This is a genomic window from Rhizobium bangladeshense (assembly GCF_001662075.1).
In the GTDB taxonomy this organism is placed as follows: domain Bacteria; phylum Pseudomonadota; class Alphaproteobacteria; order Rhizobiales; family Rhizobiaceae; genus Rhizobium; species Rhizobium bangladeshense_B.
Genome location: NZ_LYPL01000020.1, coordinates 82,712 through 99,946, shown reverse-complemented (window position 1 = coordinate 99,946; position 17,235 = coordinate 82,712). Strand labels below are relative to the sequence as shown.

Genomic DNA, 17,235 nt, shown 5'->3' with positions numbered 1-17,235 from the left:
AGACGCTATTCTCATGGCGCACGGTGTTGCTCCTCTTTCGTGTCCGGGATTGTCGCCAAACATCCGAATACGAGTAGAATCAACACCGTGCGCCATGTCCACCAAATTTAAACCGGACAGCAGTGGCTCAAGGCCGAGGATGACGGACGGTGGGGTGCTGCTCCGGCCAACTCTTCTGCCGAAAACAGCAAGCGTCGCGCTTCCCTTACCTCACCTCAATACTACGAATGCACGGCTGTCGCGGTCACTTTCAGTCTTGCGACGGCTTCCTCCATCAGATGTTTGGCCTCGGCGATGGCGGGTAATCTCAGCGATCGACGCTCGGACGGACAGCTGGTTCATGCAGCCGCCTCGCCTGGAACGGTTCTTGCACGGTTACTAATATATTTACCGTGGGGAGACCTAATGTCATGAAGTGGTGCACATCGGAAGAATTTGCCCCTCTGATGCTCGTTGTGAGTGGGCCGGAAAAATACAAGCTTGTTGCAACCCTTGTGCAGGCTGCCGAGATGCTGACGGTTGGCTGGCCGATCGACGATGGAGACGAATATCTTATTGCAATCAGGGCATGCCGGGATGCAATTCATGGAGAAATTCCGGCGCAGGACGCGCGGGCAGCGCTTATCCGTGCCGCCGACGAAGCTGGCATGTCGGTTATCACTGTCGTTCACTGAGCTTCGCGGGCGACGTATTAGCCGCAGAGCTTCCCCCACCTTCCGTCATCCGGAGGGTGGGGTGATGGTCCGGCCAACTCCCTCTGCCGAAGCAACTCGCGTCGCGCTTCCCTTGCCTCACCTCAATACGGCGAATAGCACTGCTGGCGCGGGCCGTTATAGGGCTGGAACGTGTTGTCGTAGGCCCGATAGGAACGGTAGCGGTTGGCGCACCAGGCGACGTGCGCCGAGCCATAGCGCGGCGCGGGCGCAACGTAGCGCGGGGCGGCAATGACCGCGCCGGCGCCGAAGGCGGCGAGCGGGTACCAGTAGCCGTTATAGCGGCGATAGCCCGGGCGGTAATAGCTGTAGCCGCGATAGCCGCCGTACCAGCCGGGGCGGTAATAGGCGCCGGGGCGATAGCCGGGCCGGTAATAGTCGCGGCGATAGTAGCGGCGGTATTGGACCTCCTCGACGGCGGAGGATTTCTCCACCTGCGGGGCGGTCGGCATCTGGATTGCCTGCGACGGGGCAAAGCCCGTGAGCACGACGGCGGCAGTGAGAATTGCAGTCGCGATTTTGCTTTTCAGCCCGATCATTCTTCTCTCCCATTCAACGGCGATCACCGCCTGCCACGCAACGCGTTGGTGGCTGAATGGTTCCGAAAGCAGCCGGCGACCGGCTGCTTTTCTGTTTTAGATCGGCCGGCCTGAACCCGCCTTAGTTGCAGGCGACATGCATCAGGCGACGGCGGAGATCTTCGCCTGGTCGCCCTGCAGCCGGTTCACCATGAAGTTCGAATACCATTCGAGGAATTGCATGACGCCGCCCTCGTGCAGGGAAGAATAGGGGCCGGGTTCGTAGGCGGGCGAGTGGATGCCGAAGGCATTCTCTTCGACGATGCGGCGATCCTGATCGTTGGTCTCGGTCCAGACGTGTGTCAGTTCCTCGAGATTGTAATCCACGCCCTCGACCGCGTCCTTATGGACGAGCCACTTGGTCGTCACCGCCGTCTCATTGGCGCTGAGCGGCAGCACGCGGAAGGAGATGGCATGGTCGCCGAGCAGGTGGTTCCAGGTCGTCGGATAGTGGAAGAGCAGCATGGTGCCGACATGGCTGATCGAGATATCGTCGGCGATCCGGCGCTTGACGGCCGGCTTGCCGGACATGGTGTAGCTCTCGGCATCCTCGATCAGCGGCATGCGGGCGGTGCGGAACTGACCGTCCGGGGAAATCTGGAACTTGCTCGGCAGGCCGGCGGCCTCGCAGCGCGCCCAATGGCCGGCGATTTCGGGATCGTCGGCGCCGCCGTCGGTGCCGGTGACGCTCGGCGCTTCGGGGTAGGTGCGGCAGAGTTCGGGGTGATTGGCGGCGCAGTGATAGCACTCGCGGTTGTTTTCCCAGACGAGTTTCCAGTTGCCCTTCTCGATGATCGTGCTCTGGAAGGCGACCTTGGTCTCGCCGATCCGATGCGGCGCCATATAGGGCTCGATCTTGTCGCGCACCGTCTGGAAATCCGGGGCGGTGTCGGCGAGGCAGATGAAGATATAGCCGGCCACGCTTTCGCAATGGACGGGCTTCAGGTTGAAGCCGGTCTTGTCGAAATCATCGCCCATATGGCGGGCGAAGGCGAGCTTGCCGTCGAGATCATAGGTCCACTGATGATAGGGGCAGACGAGACGCACGGAGGAGCCGCGCTCCTTGGTGCAGACGCGCGAGCCGCGATGGCGACAGCTGTTGTGGAAGGCACGGATGACATTGTCGCGGCCGCGCACGATGACGACGGGATAGCTGCCGATCTGGACGGTGAAATAGGCTCCCGGCTTCGGCAGCTCGCAATCATGGCCCATGAACAGCCAGTCGCGATAATAGATCATCTCCATGTCGAGCTGGAAATAATCCTCGTCGATATAGAACGGCTGCTCGAGGCTGAAGCCCTCACGGCGGTTCTTGAGCTGACGCAAAACGTTGCTGCGAATATCCATCTTCATATCCTCGTGCATCCGGCTGCCGCCGTTAAGCGGGAAAAACCGCGGAAGCGCGCCCGCTTCCTTCTCCTCTTGGAGAATTGTTCATGGCGTCATTTAATCACCGAGCCCGCCTGCGGCTTGGTTGCAATGCGACATCGGCTTCGAAATTGACGACAGGATGCGGCAAGGCTGTGACGGCCCGCCCCGCTCGATCGCATCGCCGACTCTCCGGGCAATTATCGTCAATTGCGACATGGCGTAAAGCCCCGTTTCGCAAAGGGGCCGGTTGCCGGATGCCGATCACCGTCGCATTTGCGACATCCTTTCACACCTGCCGGCAGCGTGGCGCAGCCGGAACCGCGTTAACACCGCCTTAAGCATAGGACCCTATCCTTGCGATGAATCAGACCGACCGAAGAACGCGAACCATGGCCAGACTCCGCTATTTCGATGCGAAGGACACCAGCAGATTGCGTGAGCGGCAGCCGATCGCCGCCCATTCCGAATTCCTGCGCACCGGCCGCATCCCGCGCGAACGGCGGCACTGGCTGGCAGAGGAAAAGCGCTACCTCACCCATGACGAGGTCGCGGCAAAGACGGGCCGCAAGCTGCAGGTGGCTGGCGAAAAAACGCATCAGCACATCAACGGCTTTCACCACTCGATCCAGTTTCCGAAGATGGTCTTCCACCGGACGCTGGAGGACAGCCCGCATCTCGGCTATTGCCATGTCACTGCCGCGCGCACCAAGTTCGCCCATTATGACGAGGTGAGCTGGGCCTTTTATATTGCGAATTTCTATTCCGACATCGGCGACAACGACAATTTCTTCCAGCGCATCGACGTCGGCTATTCCCGCATGTATTTCGCCGTCGCGATAAAACCGGGCGAGGATTCCTCCGAAAGGATGACCATCGATCGGTCGGTACGCGGCAATGGGTTGCTCTTCCGCACCCACGACCCACAGGCGGCGATCCGCAACGTCCTGCTGCTCGGCGCCCGCAACGAACAGCTGCGTGAAATCATCCGGCAGCTATAACAGCGATTGATCGGCGGCGGCGGAAAGCCTAATGACTGCCGGGATCAAATTCGGGCAGCACATGGCACGCATCATCGACATAGAGGCAGACAGGCAGGCGGCGCTCGAAGCGGCCTCCGCCGCTCTTGCCGACGGCTTTGCCATCGCCATGCCGACCGAGACCGTCTACGGCCTTGCGGCCGACGCCACCAACCCCGCCGCCATCACCCGCATCTACGAGACGAAGGGCCGGCCGCGCTTCAATCCGCTGATCTGCCACATGGCCGATCTTGCCATGGCCGAACATCATGCCGAGTTCGATCCGGTGTCGCGGGCGCTCGCCGAAGCCTTCTGGCCCGGCCCGCTGACGCTTGTGCTGCCGCTCAAGGCCGAAAGCCCGATCCATTCGCTGGCGACCGCCGGTCTCGACAGCGTCGGCGTGCGCGTCCCGAAAGGGTTCGCCGGCGCCCTGATCGGCGCCTTCGGGCGGCCGCTCGCCGCTCCGAGCGCCAATACCTCGGGCGCCATCAGCGCGACGAGTGCTGCCCATGTCGAGGCCGATCTCGGCGCGAAGATTCCGTTGATCCTCGATGCGGGCCCAAGCACGGTCGGCGTCGAATCGACGATCGTCAAGGTGGAAGGCGACCGGGTGAGGCTGCTTCGGCCGGGCGGCCTCGCGGCGCGCGAGATCGAGCGTGTCGCCGGCAGGCCGCTGCTGCGCGCCAAGAAGGCATCGGCGGCCATCGAGGCGCCGGGCATGCTCGCCTCGCATTATGCGCCGGGGGCCAGCGTGCGTCTCAATGCGAGCGCCGTGGAACCCGGCGAAGCGCTGATCGCCTTCGGCGGTGCGGCGGTCGAAGGCGCGCGCGACGCACGCATCGTACTCGACCTCAGCCCGCGCGGCGACCTTGCGGAAGCGGCGGCCAATCTTTTCGACTACATGAAGCGGGCCGATGCCAGCGGCGTTTCGAGCATCGCCTTTTCGCCCATTCCCGACGACGGCCTGGGCGAGGCGATCAACGATCGCCTGCAAAGGGCTGCCGCCCCGCGCGATTGATAGAACTGATAGAAGCGACAGAGGATCGAACCGATGAGCAGCCCCGGCATTTCCACGGATCTTCTCGACCGCTTCGCCGCCATCGTCGGCGACAAATACGCGTTGCGCGGCGAGGCCGACCTGGCGCCGCATCTGATCGAAAACCGCGGGCTCTATCACGGTTCCTCCCCTCTCCTCTTAAAGCCCGGCTCGGTCGAGGAGGTCTCGGATATCATGAAGCTCGCCACCGAGACCGGAACCGCAATCGTGCCGCAGACCGGCAATACCGGCCTCGTCGGCGGCCAGACGCCGCGCGCGGGCCAGTCCGATATCATCCTGTCGCTGGAGCGCATGAACAGGATTCGCGATGTCGATCCGGTGGCCAACGTGCTGGTCGCCGACGGCGGCGCGATCCTTGCCGATGTGCAGAAAGCGGCCGAGGCGCATGGACGGCTGTTTCCGCTGTCGCTCGGCTCGGAGGGCTCCTGCCGCATCGGCGGCAATCTCTCCACCAACGCCGGCGGCACGGCGGTGCTGGCCTACGGCAATATGCGCCAGCTCTGCCTCGGCCTCGAAGTGGTGCTGCCGACCGGCGAGATCTGGGATGGACTGCGCCGGCTGAAGAAGGACAATACCGGCTACGACCTGCGCGATCTCTTCATCGGCGCCGAAGGCACGCTCGGCATCATCACCGGGGCGGTGCTGAAGCTGTTTCCCCAGCCGCTCGGCCATCAGGTGGCATTCGCCGGCCTCAATTCGGTCGAAGACGCGCTTGCTCTCTTCAACCTTGCCGCCAGCCTCTGCGGCACCTCGCTCACCGGGTTCGAACTGATGCCGCGGTTCGGCGTCGAGATCACCACGCGCCATATCGACGGCGTGCGCGATCCGCTGGAAGCGGCCTATCCGTGGTACGTGCTGATCGATATTTCGACGTCGGATTCGGCCGAGACGGCGGAGCGGATGATGAACGGCGTGCTCGAACAGGGTTTTGAGGCCGGTCTGGTGCTCGATGCAGCGATCGCCTCATCCGTGGCCCAGCAGAAGGCCATCTGGCACATGCGCGAGAGCATGTCGGATGCCCAGAAGCCGGAAGGCGGATCGATCAAGCACGACGTGTCCGTGCCGGTGTCGAGGATCCCGCATTTCATCGCCGAGGCCGAAGAGGCCGTCATGGCGGCGATGCCCGGAGCCCGCATCTGCGCCTTCGGCCATATGGGCGACGGCAACATCCATTACAATATTTCCCAGCCGATCGGCGCCGACAAGGCCGCCTTTATCGCCCGCTGGCGCGAAATGAACCACATCGTGCACGGGCTGGTGCTCGCCCATGGCGGTTCGATCTCGGCCGAACACGGCATCGGCCAGCTGAAGCGCGACGAACTGGCGGCGATCCGGCCGGCGATCGAAATCGAGCTGATGCGCCGCATCAAACGCGCTTTCGATCCGGCTGGCGTCATGAATCCGGGAAAGGTCGTCAGCCTCGACGTTTGAAGGTGGCGGTCGGGGCAGCCCTTCATCCGCCTGCGGGCACCGACCGGGGCCGAGCAGCTCGCCGTTCCCTGCCCCACTCGCAAGGCACGTCCCCTCTCCCCGCGCGCGGGGTCCGAAGGACGGGTCGGGACCCGTGGCTCGACCCCGGCAAGGGTGATGCGCAAATCACTGAAACCTGAAGCGCAATTAGGACAGCTATCAGCCGCCGCCGGTCAGGATCTGCAGCGCCGGCGATTGCTGGGTGCTGTTCTGGACATCGTACATCGCGGTGAAGCGGCGCAAGAGCTTGTCGACCTTCTTCGGATCCTGGAGATCCTCGAGCTTGACGAAGCGATTGATGAGGTCGGCCTGCTTGGCGACGTCCATGCCTGAAATCTGCGAGGGCAGACTATAGGCTGTCGTGATCACCTGATAGAGCGCCTTATCGCCAAGGATCGAATAGATCGAGGTGATGCTGGGGGCTTTGCGGCTGAAATACAATGCCAGGCGCACGCCGTCATTGCTTTCGCCCTGCTGGGTTTCCAGCGTCTGCTGAAGATAAAGCTCCTGGGTATTTTCCTCAGCCGCCTTATTCTGGATGGCGCCTATCTTGGCGCGGGTCAGATTGCCGTCCTTGTCGAAGTTGAAGGCGGCGACGATATCCTTGAAGCGGGCATCGGCCTTGGTGTTGAGATAGCTCTTCTGGTCGTCGGGATCGGAGGTAAAGATTTTCTTCAGCGTCGCCTTGTCGTAATCCTTGGGATCGAGGTTGTTCGCCTTCAACACCAGATCGGTGAGGCGGCTGTCATCCAGGAAATCGTCAAGCGACTTCACCTTCGCCATGCCCTTGGCAAAATAATCCACTTCGGCAGTCGCGTCCTTCGCCGCCTTGTCCTTTACCGGGCCGGCCTTCAGCAGCATGGTCATATGCGCCTTGTAGTCGGTGGCGTATTTGGCCATGGTCGCGTCGGGCAGCGCCTGGAAGGGTGACGCCGCCTTGCCGTCCGGGCCAAAATTGAAGGCGCGGGCGAGATTGGTGATGCGTTCGTCCTTCAGCGACGCGACATAGCCGTCCGGGTCATAGGCATCGCTCGTCAGGATCTTGCGCATCATCGAGCGCGACACGTCCTGGTAGGTCAGGCCGAAGGCCTGTAGCGCCACATGAAAGGGATCCGGCAGATTGTCGTTGCTCTTCTTGAAATCGGCCGAAGAATTGGTGCGCAGAAAATCGTTGACGCTCTTGATCTCGGAGAAATCGAGCAGGCTGGTGCTGTCGGCCATCATGCTCTTGTAGTTGGAGGCGACCTCGGCGATGGCCTCGTCGCGCTCGTCGTCATAGCGCGCCATATAGTTGTCATTGGTGGTCTGCGCCTGAGCAGCGGTCTGGACCGAGCTGACGGCTGGAAGCGAGCCATCAGCAGCAAAATTGAAATCGGTATTGAGATCAGCGTGGCCGGCTGCGGCGGCCGCCGTCGCATCGGTGAGAATGCTCCTCAGTTCGGCGTCCGAGATATCGAACGGCAGATTGTAGGTGCTCTTGAGGAAATTGGTGATGGCCGGATCGGCGATGAGATCATCCACATTGGCGATCGTCCCCATCCTGGCGGAATAGTCGTTCGTGCGCGCTGTGGCGGCAATTTTGATGTTGGTGACCTGGCTGTCCGTTTGCGCCGGCATGCCGTCCTCGAGCGTGCCGTCCGCCTTGAAATTGAAGGCGGCGGCAACGTCGGCATAGGTGCCGGTGCCGCTCTGATCGGTCAGGATATCGCGAAGAGCGAGATCGGTGACGGTTGACGGAATGCCGAAGGCGTTGCGGACGAAATTGTTCAGCTTCTGGTCGGCCAGCAGCTGATCGACGTTGGAGATACCGGCGATGGTCGCCTGGTAATAGACGGCCGCGTCATCGGCCTTGCTTGACGTGCTCGCGCTTTGCGTGGCCGTTTGCGAGGCATAGAGGGTCGCGACCGAGCCGTCCGTCTTGAAGTTGAAGAGATCGTTGACATCGCTGTAGCCCTGGGCGCTCGCCGCCGCGGGATCAATGAGGAAGGTTCTCAACGTCGCATCGGAGACGCTGTCTGCGATCTGCATGCTGTTTCTGACATAGCTGACGGCAACTGGATCGGACATGATGTCGTCGACATTGGTGACACTGCCGATCATGCTGTTGAAGTGGGTCGCATTCGCCGCCGACTTGTCGGTGGTCGATTTGCGCTGCGTATCGGTCTGGATCACCGAACCGTTGATCGAGCCATCCGCATTGAAGTTGAAGTCGGCATTGAGGCCGGCCTTCCCTTGAGCGGCGGCATAGGCCGAGTCGGTCAGGATGTTCTTCAGCTCGGCATTGCTGAAATTCACGCCGAGGCCATAGGCGTCCTTGATGTAGCGCGCCAGCACGCTGTCGGCGAGCAGGTCGTCGACATTGGTGATGCTGCTCGATTGCGAGGTCACGCTATAATAATTGGTGGTGCTTGACGCGGCCGACTTCAGCTGGTTCGCCTGCTCGACCGACTGGGCGCGCGCCGTATTCGAGGTCGAACCGTCGGCCTTGAAGTTGAAGGCATTGTAGACGTTGGTAAAGCCCATGAGCTGGGCATAGCCGGGATCGGTCAGCACCGTGCGCAGCGCGGCCGAGGTGAAGTCGGCGCCCATGCTGTAGGCCGTCTTGATGTAGGAGGTCAGGCGGTTGTCGGCGACCAGATCGTCGACATTGGTGATCGTACCGATCTTGGCGGTGTAGTAGGCCTTGTTGTATTCGGCAGCCGTCTTGCCGACATAGTAGACGTCGGAGCCGACCGAATTGTCGATGATGACCGATTGGGAATTCAGCGTGTAGGTCTCGATGACCGACGCCTTCTGCGCCGCCGTCTGCGCCGTGCCGGTGACCGTACCATCGGCATTGAAGCTGAACTGGGCGGCAAGCGCCTTGTACTTGTCGCCGCCCTGCGTGTTGACGACGCTCGTGGGGTCGCTGAGATCACTCGTCAGCACTTGGCGCAGAAAATCCTTCGACGCATAGGTGGGATCGATTTTGAACGTCTTCAGCACATAGGTGCGCAGGCGCGTGTTGTTGACCAGGTCGTCGACGGTCTGCACGCTGTCGATATTGTTGCTGTAATAGGTGCTCTCGGTAGCCGCAGCTTTGTCGGCATCAACGAAGGACTGCTTGTAGAGGCCGATGAGCTCGTCCTCCTGCGCATCCGTCTGCACGTCCTTCTCGGGCGCGTTGAAATTGAAGGCGGCGGCGAATTCGCGGTAGCGCGTATCGGAGAGCTTGTTGGCGTAGCTGTCGGGGTCGGTCAGATCGCTCTCCAGCACCTTCTTCATGAAGGCCTTGGCATAGGTCATGTCCTCAAGACCATAGGCCTTCATCGCATAGCTGTAGAGCTTGTAGTCGCCGAGGAAATCGTCGACATTCGTGACCTTGTTGATATGGTCTGCGTAGTACTGGGCATCCTTCTTGACTGTCGCCTGCGACGCAACCTTGTTGAGGCTCGACGTCATATCCTTCGACAGGATCGAATAAGCGAGGGAAGCCGTAATCATCAAAAGCGCCCTTTGGCAAAATCTCTAAAAGAATGACAAACTGCCGGTAAGCCCATTTTGCCACGCAAAACTTACCCGAGACTTACCTCCGGGTTGCGTCATTTCGGGACGGCACACCGTTCACCTTCCGGAAACCCTGCCGGATTCGGTTTTGATAACCATCAGGGGAGGCAAAGTTTTCTTAACCGCAATTTTTAAGCTGTACGGAAGGGCCCCCGCCTATTGTCGGCCATAGAGGACGAAAAGTCCCGAGGAGAAGACCGCAAACCGGCTCTCAGGTAAGACAAGGGTAGAATGAAATGAACAATCCCGTTTTGAAGCCCGCTTGGGCTGGCACGACGCTGCGTCTCGATCCGTCCCGCTTCCCGCAGCAGGTCAGCTACGCCATCCATGATTGTTCGGATGACGTCAGCATCACCATCGACGAACGCGGCGCGGTGCTGCGTAAAGTCCTTCCCTCCAGCGGCCTGCCGCTTTCGATTGCCCTGCCGAAGCGTGTCTTCAAGGGTGTCGCCGCCCGCGCCATCGACCATGGCGACGGCGAGGTGACCGTCACGCTCGAACTCCACCATGCCGACCCGGAGCTCTGCATTCCGCTGCTGGTCGCCCATGATCTCAGCGATATCGCCGCCGACTGGCGCAGCTGGTCCGAGGCCTTCCGCATTCCGATGCTGATGGTCGAGGCCGACGGCGTCGCGCGGCCGCTCGAAGATCATATCGGCGCCCTGCGCACCGGCGATCTGAAGCCGCGTCGCCGCCATTCCTACTTCGCCAATCGCCGTCCGCGCTTCCTGGTGCGCCGCACCACCGGCCAGCTCGGCGTCGCCATGCGGATCGAAGGCAAGGAAATCATCGCCCGCAACTGAGCGATTTGGCGACACTGCGTTTTGGCAAGCCTTTGAAACCCGGCGCCCGCGCCGGGTTTTGTCGATTTTCGGGTCGCTCCATTCAGGGAATGGCGAAGAGCAGCGAGACGAACAGGCCGAAGAAGATGATCAGGCCGACGCGGTTGTTCGACTTGAAGAGCGCCAGGCATTGGGCGGCATCGTCGATATCGAGCCGGACGATCTGCCAGGCGAACATGCCGGCCGCGCCGAGCAGCGCCAGAAACGCGATCAGATTGGCGCCGGCAAGCGCGAAGGCGGCAAACATCAGCACCAGCGTCAGCCCGTAAAGGCCGATCAGCCACGCCCTTGTCCGGTCGCCGAACAGACGGGCGGTGGAGCGGACGCCGATCAGTTCGTCATCCTCCTTGTCCTGATGGGCATAGATCGTGTCATAACCGATCGTCCAGGCGACGGAGGCGGCATAAAGCAGGACGGAGGCGAATGATATTTCGCCCAGAATGCCGGCCCAGCCCATCAGCGCACCCCAGGAAAAGGCAAGGCCGAGGTAGAATTGCGGCCAGTCGGTGAAGCGTTTGGCGTAGGGGTACAGTGCGACGATGCCAAGCGAGAGCAGGCCGAGGAAGACGGTGAACCAGTTAAACTGCAAGAGCACGAAAAGCCCGACCAGCGCCTGCAGGCCGATGAAAATTTTCGCGTGGGCGCGTGTGACGCGGCCGGAGGGAAGCGGGCGCGAACGGGTGCGCGCCACCTGCATGTCGATCTCATGATCGACGAGATCGTTGTAGGTGCAGCCGGCGCCGCGCATGGCGACGGCGCCTATGAAATAGAGGAAAAGGTGGGAGACCAGCAGGCTGCCGGAATAGAGCCCCTCGTCGATCGCCGCATTGGCGGCAAGGGTCGCCGACCAGAAACACGGCCACATCAGCAACTGCCAGCCGATGGGGCGATCCCAGCGGGCGAGTTGCGCATAGGGCCAGAGCCATGGCGGCAGGATCCGGTAGACCCAGTTGTCGGAAGGCGCGTCGGAAACGCGGTCGTTGAAGTCGCCAGTATCTTGCATGCCGCCATCTAGCGACCGGCCGGCGATCCGGTCAAGAAGATCGCTGCCTGTCACGTGCATGCCTTTTGGATCGGACTCGATTCAGAGATTAATTATGCGGCGATTCAAATCCTGCAGCGCCCGCGCAACTGAAGAGACGCGCGGGCGCAGGTAATCACTGCAGCGAAAAATTGAACTTGTAGGTCGCCGAAACGCCGATCAGGAGCTGGTTCTTCGAGCCGCGCTCGCGCACCAGGCTGCTGTCGGCGGCGGGACCGGCCAGCCGCTTGTACTCAAGGAAGGAGCTTGCCGACAGGTTTTCGGTCGCCTTCCATGTCAGCGCCGCGCCGGCGCCATAGGACTGAATGCCCGAGGAGGGTTTGTAGGGATCGAGGCCGCTTGCTGCGGCGTGCTTGGCGCTGACGCCGTAATAGGCGTCGTAATAGCCGCTTGTCGCAAATGTCGCGCGCGGACCGCCCGACAGCTGCAAGTCGGGTGCAATATCGGTGAAGGCATCGACGGCAAGATCAGCGACGACGCCGTCATGGGAGCGGATGCCCTGGCGAACTTCGGCACGGGCGCGCAGGAAATCGGTCGGATAGACCTCGACAAAACCGCCGGCCTCAGCACCCCATTTGACCTTCCTCAAGCCCTTGAGCTCATGGCCATCGCCGTCATCGCGCGACGGCACGAACCTGCCGACGATGCCGGCGCGGAAGGCGCCCTTGTCGATCAGGGCGAAGGAGGGATTGTCGTTGCGCGAGGAAAAGCGCGGGCCGGCGCCCTGCCGGCCGACCGAGATCAACGGGCTGAACTTGAACTCGTTGCGCGAGGCGCCCTCGAATTTCGGAGCGGAAAAGCCGGCGACGCCGACATTCAGATACCAGTCACCCGACCAGAAATGCTGGCCGCTGTCCTGCGCGACCGCGGGAGCGATGGATGAAAAGGCAATAAGGAAAGAGATCGATACGACTGATCGATGAAACACGTCCGCACTCCAGAAAACGCAAAAACAAAGCCGCGGAGGGCGGCGGTGGCTAGACTTATCCCGATGTTGTTACCCCAATGTTAACCACGGGGACGAGACTACGCGGCATCCATATTTAGGAGACCCGCGAGGGTGCCCCTCATCCGGCTGCCGCCACCTTCTCCCCGTTTCAACGGGGGTCCGAAGGACGGGCCGAGACCCGTGGCTCGACCCCGGCAAGGGTTAGGGTGAGGGGCAGCCTACGGATCCCAACAAGAAGCTCACCCGCATCCCTACCGCTGATTCCACCGGCGAATGACCGGCTCCGTCAGATCGTGCTCAAAACCGAGCACGCTGATGGAAGCCGTATCAAGCACGAAATGCGCGCCGCCTTCAGGCGGAAGGCCGAGCCAGCGGGCAGCGAGCACGCGCAAGAAATGCGAGCTCGAGAAAATCAGGATGGGGGCGGCCGCCTGGCGAAGCGCCTCGACGACGGCGTCGGCGCGGGCGCCGACATCGGCGGGTGTTTCGCCATCCGGGCAGCCGTCGCGAAAGAGCTGCCAGCCGGGGCGGCCCGCCAGGATTTCCTTGGTAGTGATGCCTTCATAGGCGCCGTAGTCCCATTCGGCGAGATCCTCACGGTTCACCGCGCCCGATCCGAAGCCGGCGAGCGCGCAGGTTTTGCGGGCGCGCGCGGACGGGCTTGACCAGACGGCAGCGAAGGAGGGGCCCGAGAGCCGCTCGGCAAGCTTGCGGGCGGCGGCCTCGCCCACGTCAGTCAGTGGAATGTCGCTGCGTCCGGTATGGCGCCCGGAGCGGCTCCATTCGGTCTCGCCGTGGCGGACGAGGTAGATCTCGGGAAACGCACTGCTCATCGGCATGCCCTTTCATTGCGTCCGGCCACTGCCGCTTAGAAGGTCACCTTTTCCAGCGGCGCGCGTCTCGCCTCGAATTCCTTCAGCCTGGCTTCGTTCTCGACGATGTAATTGCGGTTGTCGGGAACGACGAATTGGTGCTTGGCGATCTGGATCTGAAGGATGAAGAGCTCATCCCAGCGGAAGCCCATTTCGGAACCGGCAAGATAAAACTCCCACATGCGGAAGAACTGCTCGTCGTACAGCGCCACCGCTTCGGCCTTGCGCGCCACGAAACGCTCGCGCCAATGGCGCAGCGTGTAGGCATAATGCATGGGCAGGATTTCGATATCCCTGACCAGCAGCCCGGCCTTTTCGAGCGGCGGCACGACTTCGCCGACCGACGGGATATAGCCGCCGGGGAAAATATATTTCTCGATGAAGGCATTGGTGCCGAAGCTCGGCTTCGGGCGGCCGATCGAATGCAGCACCATGACGCCGTTGTCGTCGAGCAGATCCGAGACCTTGCGGAAGAAGTTGCCGTAATTGCCGATCCCGACATGCTCGAACATCCCCACCGAGACGATGCGGTCGAACTTGCGGCCGTTCATACTGCGATAGTCCTGCAGCTCGAAACGCACGCGGTCGGCAAGGCCGCGTTTTTCGGCGCGGGCTCGAGAGACCTTCAGCTGTTCTTCGCTCAGCGTAATGCCGGTGAATTTGGCGCCCTCCGTCGCCTCGGTCAGATACATGCCCATGCCGCCCCAACCGGAGCCGATCTCCAGGATACGCTGGTTGGGCTTGAGCAGGAGCTTGGCGGCGATATGGCGTTTCTTGGCGAGCTGCGCCTCGTCGAGACTGATGCCCGGCGGTTCGAAATAGGCGCAGGAATATTGCCAGTCCTCGTCGAGGAAAAGATCGAAGAGCTTGGCCGACAGATCGTAATGATGCGCAACGTTGTGCTTGTTGCGATTGACCGGCAGGCGGCTCTTCAACTGCTGCCAGGCAATGCGGCCGACGAGCAGTGCTGCCATCTTGAAATCGAAGATCTCGTTGGTGGTGTTCTGTTTCACCAGCGACAGGAAATCATAGATGTTGCCCTGTTCGAGAACGAACCGGCCCTGCATGTACATTTCGCCGAGCTTCATGGTCGGGTCGCGCCGGATGGCGTCCTCCGCCTCCTGATCGGCAAGCCGGGCGACGACCATGTCTCCGGTGCCGTCGCCGATCATATGGGTCTCGCCATTGGCCAGGGTAAGCTTCAACGAACCCTTGCGGATGATTTGCTGGACGATCGATAAGAAAGCCGACGCCATGGACGCCTCGCAAATGTGACAGGATGGTCACATCAACTTAAGCGATCTCTTTCGCCTTACAAGCGCCGGATTTAGCACTCCGTTCAGAACGCTGCCAAATTGTTGCATTTTTGCCGAAATTCCGGCTAAACCCTTATTTTCGCTTCATCGCTTCGGCCAGTGCGGCGCCGAAGGCACCCTGGCTCTCCTGTTTCGGCGTGGCCGGCCGTCTTTCGTTCTGCGGTCGCGATCCCTGGTTGCCGCGAGAATCACCGCGCGGCGGCGGTGCTGCAGAACCGTCATCGCGTTTCATCGACAGGGCGATGCGCTTGCGCTTGGCGTCGACTTCGACGACCCGCACCTTGACGACATCACCCGCCTTGACGACCTCATGCGGATCCTTGACGAAGCGATCGGCAAGCTGGGAGACATGCACCAGGCCGTCCTGGTGCACGCCTATATCGACGAAGGCGCCGAAAGCGGCGACATTGGTGACCGTGCCTTCCAGCATCATGCCGGGCTTGAGATCGGAAATCTCGTTGACGCCCTCGGCAAAGGTCGCGGTCTTGAAGCTCGGACGCGGATCGCGGCCGGGCTTTTCCAGTTCCGCGATGATGTCTTTCACCGTCGGCAAACCAAATTTCTCGTCGATGAATTGACGCGGATCGATCGATTTCAAGACGGCGCTGTCGCCCATCAGCGCGCGCAGGTCGCGGCCGCAGGCGGCGACGATCTTCTTGGCGACGCCATAGGCCTCCGGGTGGACCGAGGATGCGTCGAGCGGCTCCTTGCCGTTCGGAATGCGCAGGAAGCCGGCGCATTGCTCGAAGGTGCGGCCGCCGAGTCTTGCGACCTTCAGCAGATCGCGCCGCGTCTCGAAACGGCCCTCGCTGTCGCGGTGGCGGACGATGGCCTCGGCGATCGAGGGCCCGAGGCCGGAAACGCGGGCGAGCAGTGGCGCAGACGCCGTGTTGAGATCGACACCGACGGCGTTCACCGCATCTTCGACGACGGCATCAAGCGAGCGGGACAGCTTCTGCTGGTCGACATCGTGCTGATATTGGCCGACGCCGATCGACTTCGGCTCGATCTTGACGAGTTCGGCGAGCGGATCCTGCAGGCGCCGGGCGATGGAGACGGCGCCGCGCAGCGACACGTCGAGATCGGGAAACTCGGCCGCACCGGTCGCCGAGGCGGAATAGACCGAGGCGCCGGCTTCCGAGACGATGACCTTGGTCGGCTTCGGCGCCGGCAGCTCGGCCAGCATGTCGGCCACCAGCTTTTCCGTTTCGCGGCTGCCGGTGCCGTTGCCGATCGAGATCAGCTCGACATTGTGCTTGCGGATCAGCGATGCGAGCTCGACCTGGGCGCCGCGCACGTCATTCCTCGGCTGGAAGGGATAGACGGTCGACGTCGCCACCACCTTGCCGGTGCCGTCGACGACAGCGACCTTGACGCCGGTGCGAATGCCGGGATCAAGACCCATGGTCGCGCGCGAACCGGCGGGTGCGGCCAAGAGCAGATCCTTGAGATTGCGGGCGAAAACATGGATCGCCTCTTCTTCGGCCCTTTCGCGCAACTCGCGCATCAGGTCGAGCGACAGCGACATGGAGAGCTTCACCCGCCAGGTCCAGCTCGCGACCTCCATCAGCCAGCGGTCGCCGGGGCGGCTCGCGCCGATTTCGTAGGCGGCGGCGATCATGCGTTCGACCGGCTTGTTGGGCGAGGCGGTCTCGGCGTCGGCCTCGATGGTCAGAGTCAGCACTTCCTCGTTCCAGCCGCGCAGCATGGCGAGCGCCCGGTGGCCGGGCGCCGTCGCCCAGCGTTCGGAATGCTCGAAATAGTCGGAAAACTTCTCGCCCGTCGCCTGCTTGCCGTCGACGACCTTGGCCTTCAGCAGCGATGCCTGGCGCATATGGGCGCGCAACCTGCCGAGCAGATCGGCATTTTCGGCAATGCCTTCGGCGATGATGTCGCGCGCGCCTTCGAGCGCCGTCTTCACATCGGGCACGTCAGCGGTGACGAAGCCCTCGGCGAGGGCCGCCGGTTCCCGGCCGCGGTCGGCAAGGATCGCCTCGGCAAGCGGGCCGAGGCCGCGTTCGCGAGCGATTTCGGCGCGGGTGCGGCGTTTCGGCTTGTAGGGCAGATAGAGATCCTCGAGCTCCGCCTTGGTTTCGGCGCCGGCCACTTTCCCCATCAGCTCGTCGGTCATCTTGCCCTGACCGGTGATCGATTCGACGATCGCGGCGCGCCGGGCCTCGAGCTCGCGCAGATAGACCAGCCGCTCGGCGAGATTGCGTAGCTGGGTGTCGTCGAGCCCACCGGTCACTTCCTTGCGGTAGCGGGCGATGAAGGGCACCGTGGCGCCCTCGTCGAGCAGCTCGATGGCGGCCTTGGCCTGATCCGGCCGGGCATTGATTTCGGCCGCGATGCGGGCTGCGAGAAAGCGGAGGTCAGCGGCCATGGGATTCCCTGTGTCGACGAAAGTTGCGGGACCATAGCGGCGAAAAGCGGCAAGGCAATGCCCGAGCGTGGTTTCCACAG

General features: G+C 62.1%; 13 protein-coding genes. 5 read left to right on the top strand and 8 right to left on the bottom strand.

Annotated elements, in window-relative coordinates; genetic code table 11:
* Nucleotides 1-410 precede the first annotated feature (410 nt).
* A complete protein-coding gene (locus A7X77_RS28395; protein WP_064686166.1) occupies nucleotides 411-674 on the top strand; it encodes a DUF982 domain-containing protein in 264 nt (87 codons plus the stop codon).
* Between the two features lie 122 nt (nucleotides 675-796).
* Here A7X77_RS28395 and A7X77_RS28390 read toward each other — a convergent pair whose 3' ends face one another.
* Both A7X77_RS28390 and A7X77_RS28385 read right to left on the bottom strand, forming a co-directional pair.
* Nucleotides 797-1,252 (bottom strand): BA14K family protein, encoded by a 456-nt coding sequence (locus A7X77_RS28390; RefSeq protein WP_010026411.1) that lies wholly within the window; start codon nucleotides 1,250-1,252, stop codon nucleotides 797-799.
* 141 nt (nucleotides 1,253-1,393) lie between these two features.
* Complete coding sequence (locus A7X77_RS28385; RefSeq protein ID WP_064686176.1) at nucleotides 1,394-2,638, bottom strand: aromatic ring-hydroxylating oxygenase subunit alpha; 1,245 nt, start codon at nucleotides 2,636-2,638, stop codon at nucleotides 1,394-1,396.
* A gap of 413 nt (nucleotides 2,639-3,051) precedes the next feature.
* Between A7X77_RS28385 and A7X77_RS28380 the strand changes: the two genes are divergently transcribed.
* The 3 genes from A7X77_RS28380 (at nucleotide 3,052) to A7X77_RS28370 (ending at nucleotide 6,166) form a co-directional block, all read left to right on the top strand.
* Complete coding sequence (locus A7X77_RS28380) at nucleotides 3,052-3,660, top strand: DUF6656 family protein (RefSeq protein WP_010030774.1); 609 nt, start codon at nucleotides 3,052-3,054, stop codon at nucleotides 3,658-3,660.
* Between the two features lie 61 nt (nucleotides 3,661-3,721).
* Nucleotides 3,722-4,696: an L-threonylcarbamoyladenylate synthase gene (locus A7X77_RS28375; protein ID WP_064686175.1), complete on the top strand. Its 975-nt coding sequence runs from the start codon at nucleotides 3,722-3,724 to the stop codon at nucleotides 4,694-4,696.
* A gap of 33 nt (nucleotides 4,697-4,729) precedes the next feature.
* On the top strand, nucleotides 4,730-6,166 hold the full coding sequence (locus A7X77_RS28370) for an FAD-binding oxidoreductase (protein ID WP_064686165.1): 1,437 nt from the start codon (nucleotides 4,730-4,732) through the stop codon (nucleotides 6,164-6,166).
* A 198-nt stretch (nucleotides 6,167-6,364) separates the two neighbouring features.
* Here the strand turns inward: A7X77_RS28370 and A7X77_RS28365 are convergent, their stop codons facing one another.
* Nucleotides 6,365-9,688 (bottom strand): DUF1217 domain-containing protein, encoded by a 3,324-nt coding sequence (locus tag A7X77_RS28365; RefSeq protein ID WP_064686164.1) that lies wholly within the window; start codon nucleotides 9,686-9,688, stop codon nucleotides 6,365-6,367.
* 299 nt (nucleotides 9,689-9,987) lie between these two features.
* Between A7X77_RS28365 and A7X77_RS28360 the strand changes: the two genes are divergently transcribed.
* Complete coding sequence (locus tag A7X77_RS28360) at nucleotides 9,988-10,554, top strand: DUF6101 family protein (protein ID WP_038687219.1); 567 nt, start codon at nucleotides 9,988-9,990, stop codon at nucleotides 10,552-10,554.
* Between the two features lie 82 nt (nucleotides 10,555-10,636).
* On the opposite strand, the gene ubiA is transcribed toward A7X77_RS28360, so the two are convergent.
* The 5 genes from ubiA to A7X77_RS28335 form a co-directional block, all read right to left on the bottom strand.
* Nucleotides 10,637-11,596 (bottom strand): 4-hydroxybenzoate octaprenyltransferase, encoded by a 960-nt coding sequence (gene ubiA / locus A7X77_RS28355; RefSeq protein ID WP_064686174.1) that lies wholly within the window; start codon nucleotides 11,594-11,596, stop codon nucleotides 10,637-10,639.
* A gap of 154 nt (nucleotides 11,597-11,750) precedes the next feature.
* Nucleotides 11,751-12,563, bottom strand: a complete 813-nt coding sequence (locus tag A7X77_RS28350) for a MipA/OmpV family protein (RefSeq protein ID WP_064686163.1) — start codon at nucleotides 12,561-12,563, stop codon at nucleotides 11,751-11,753.
* 272 nt (nucleotides 12,564-12,835) lie between these two features.
* Nucleotides 12,836-13,417 carry a histidine phosphatase family protein gene (locus A7X77_RS28345; RefSeq protein ID WP_064686173.1) on the bottom strand — a complete coding sequence of 194 codons (582 nt, stop codon included), beginning with the start codon at nucleotides 13,415-13,417 and terminating at the stop codon, nucleotides 12,836-12,838.
* A gap of 35 nt (nucleotides 13,418-13,452) precedes the next feature.
* Entirely contained in the window at nucleotides 13,453-14,712 is a 1,260-nt protein-coding gene (locus A7X77_RS28340; protein ID WP_064686162.1) for an SAM-dependent methyltransferase, read from the bottom strand.
* Nucleotides 14,713-14,845: 133 nt separating this feature from the next.
* Nucleotides 14,846-17,155, bottom strand: coding sequence for a Tex family protein (locus A7X77_RS28335; RefSeq protein ID WP_064686161.1), 2,310 nt, complete (start codon nucleotides 17,153-17,155; stop codon nucleotides 14,846-14,848).
* Between the last annotated feature and the right edge of the window lie 80 nt (nucleotides 17,156-17,235).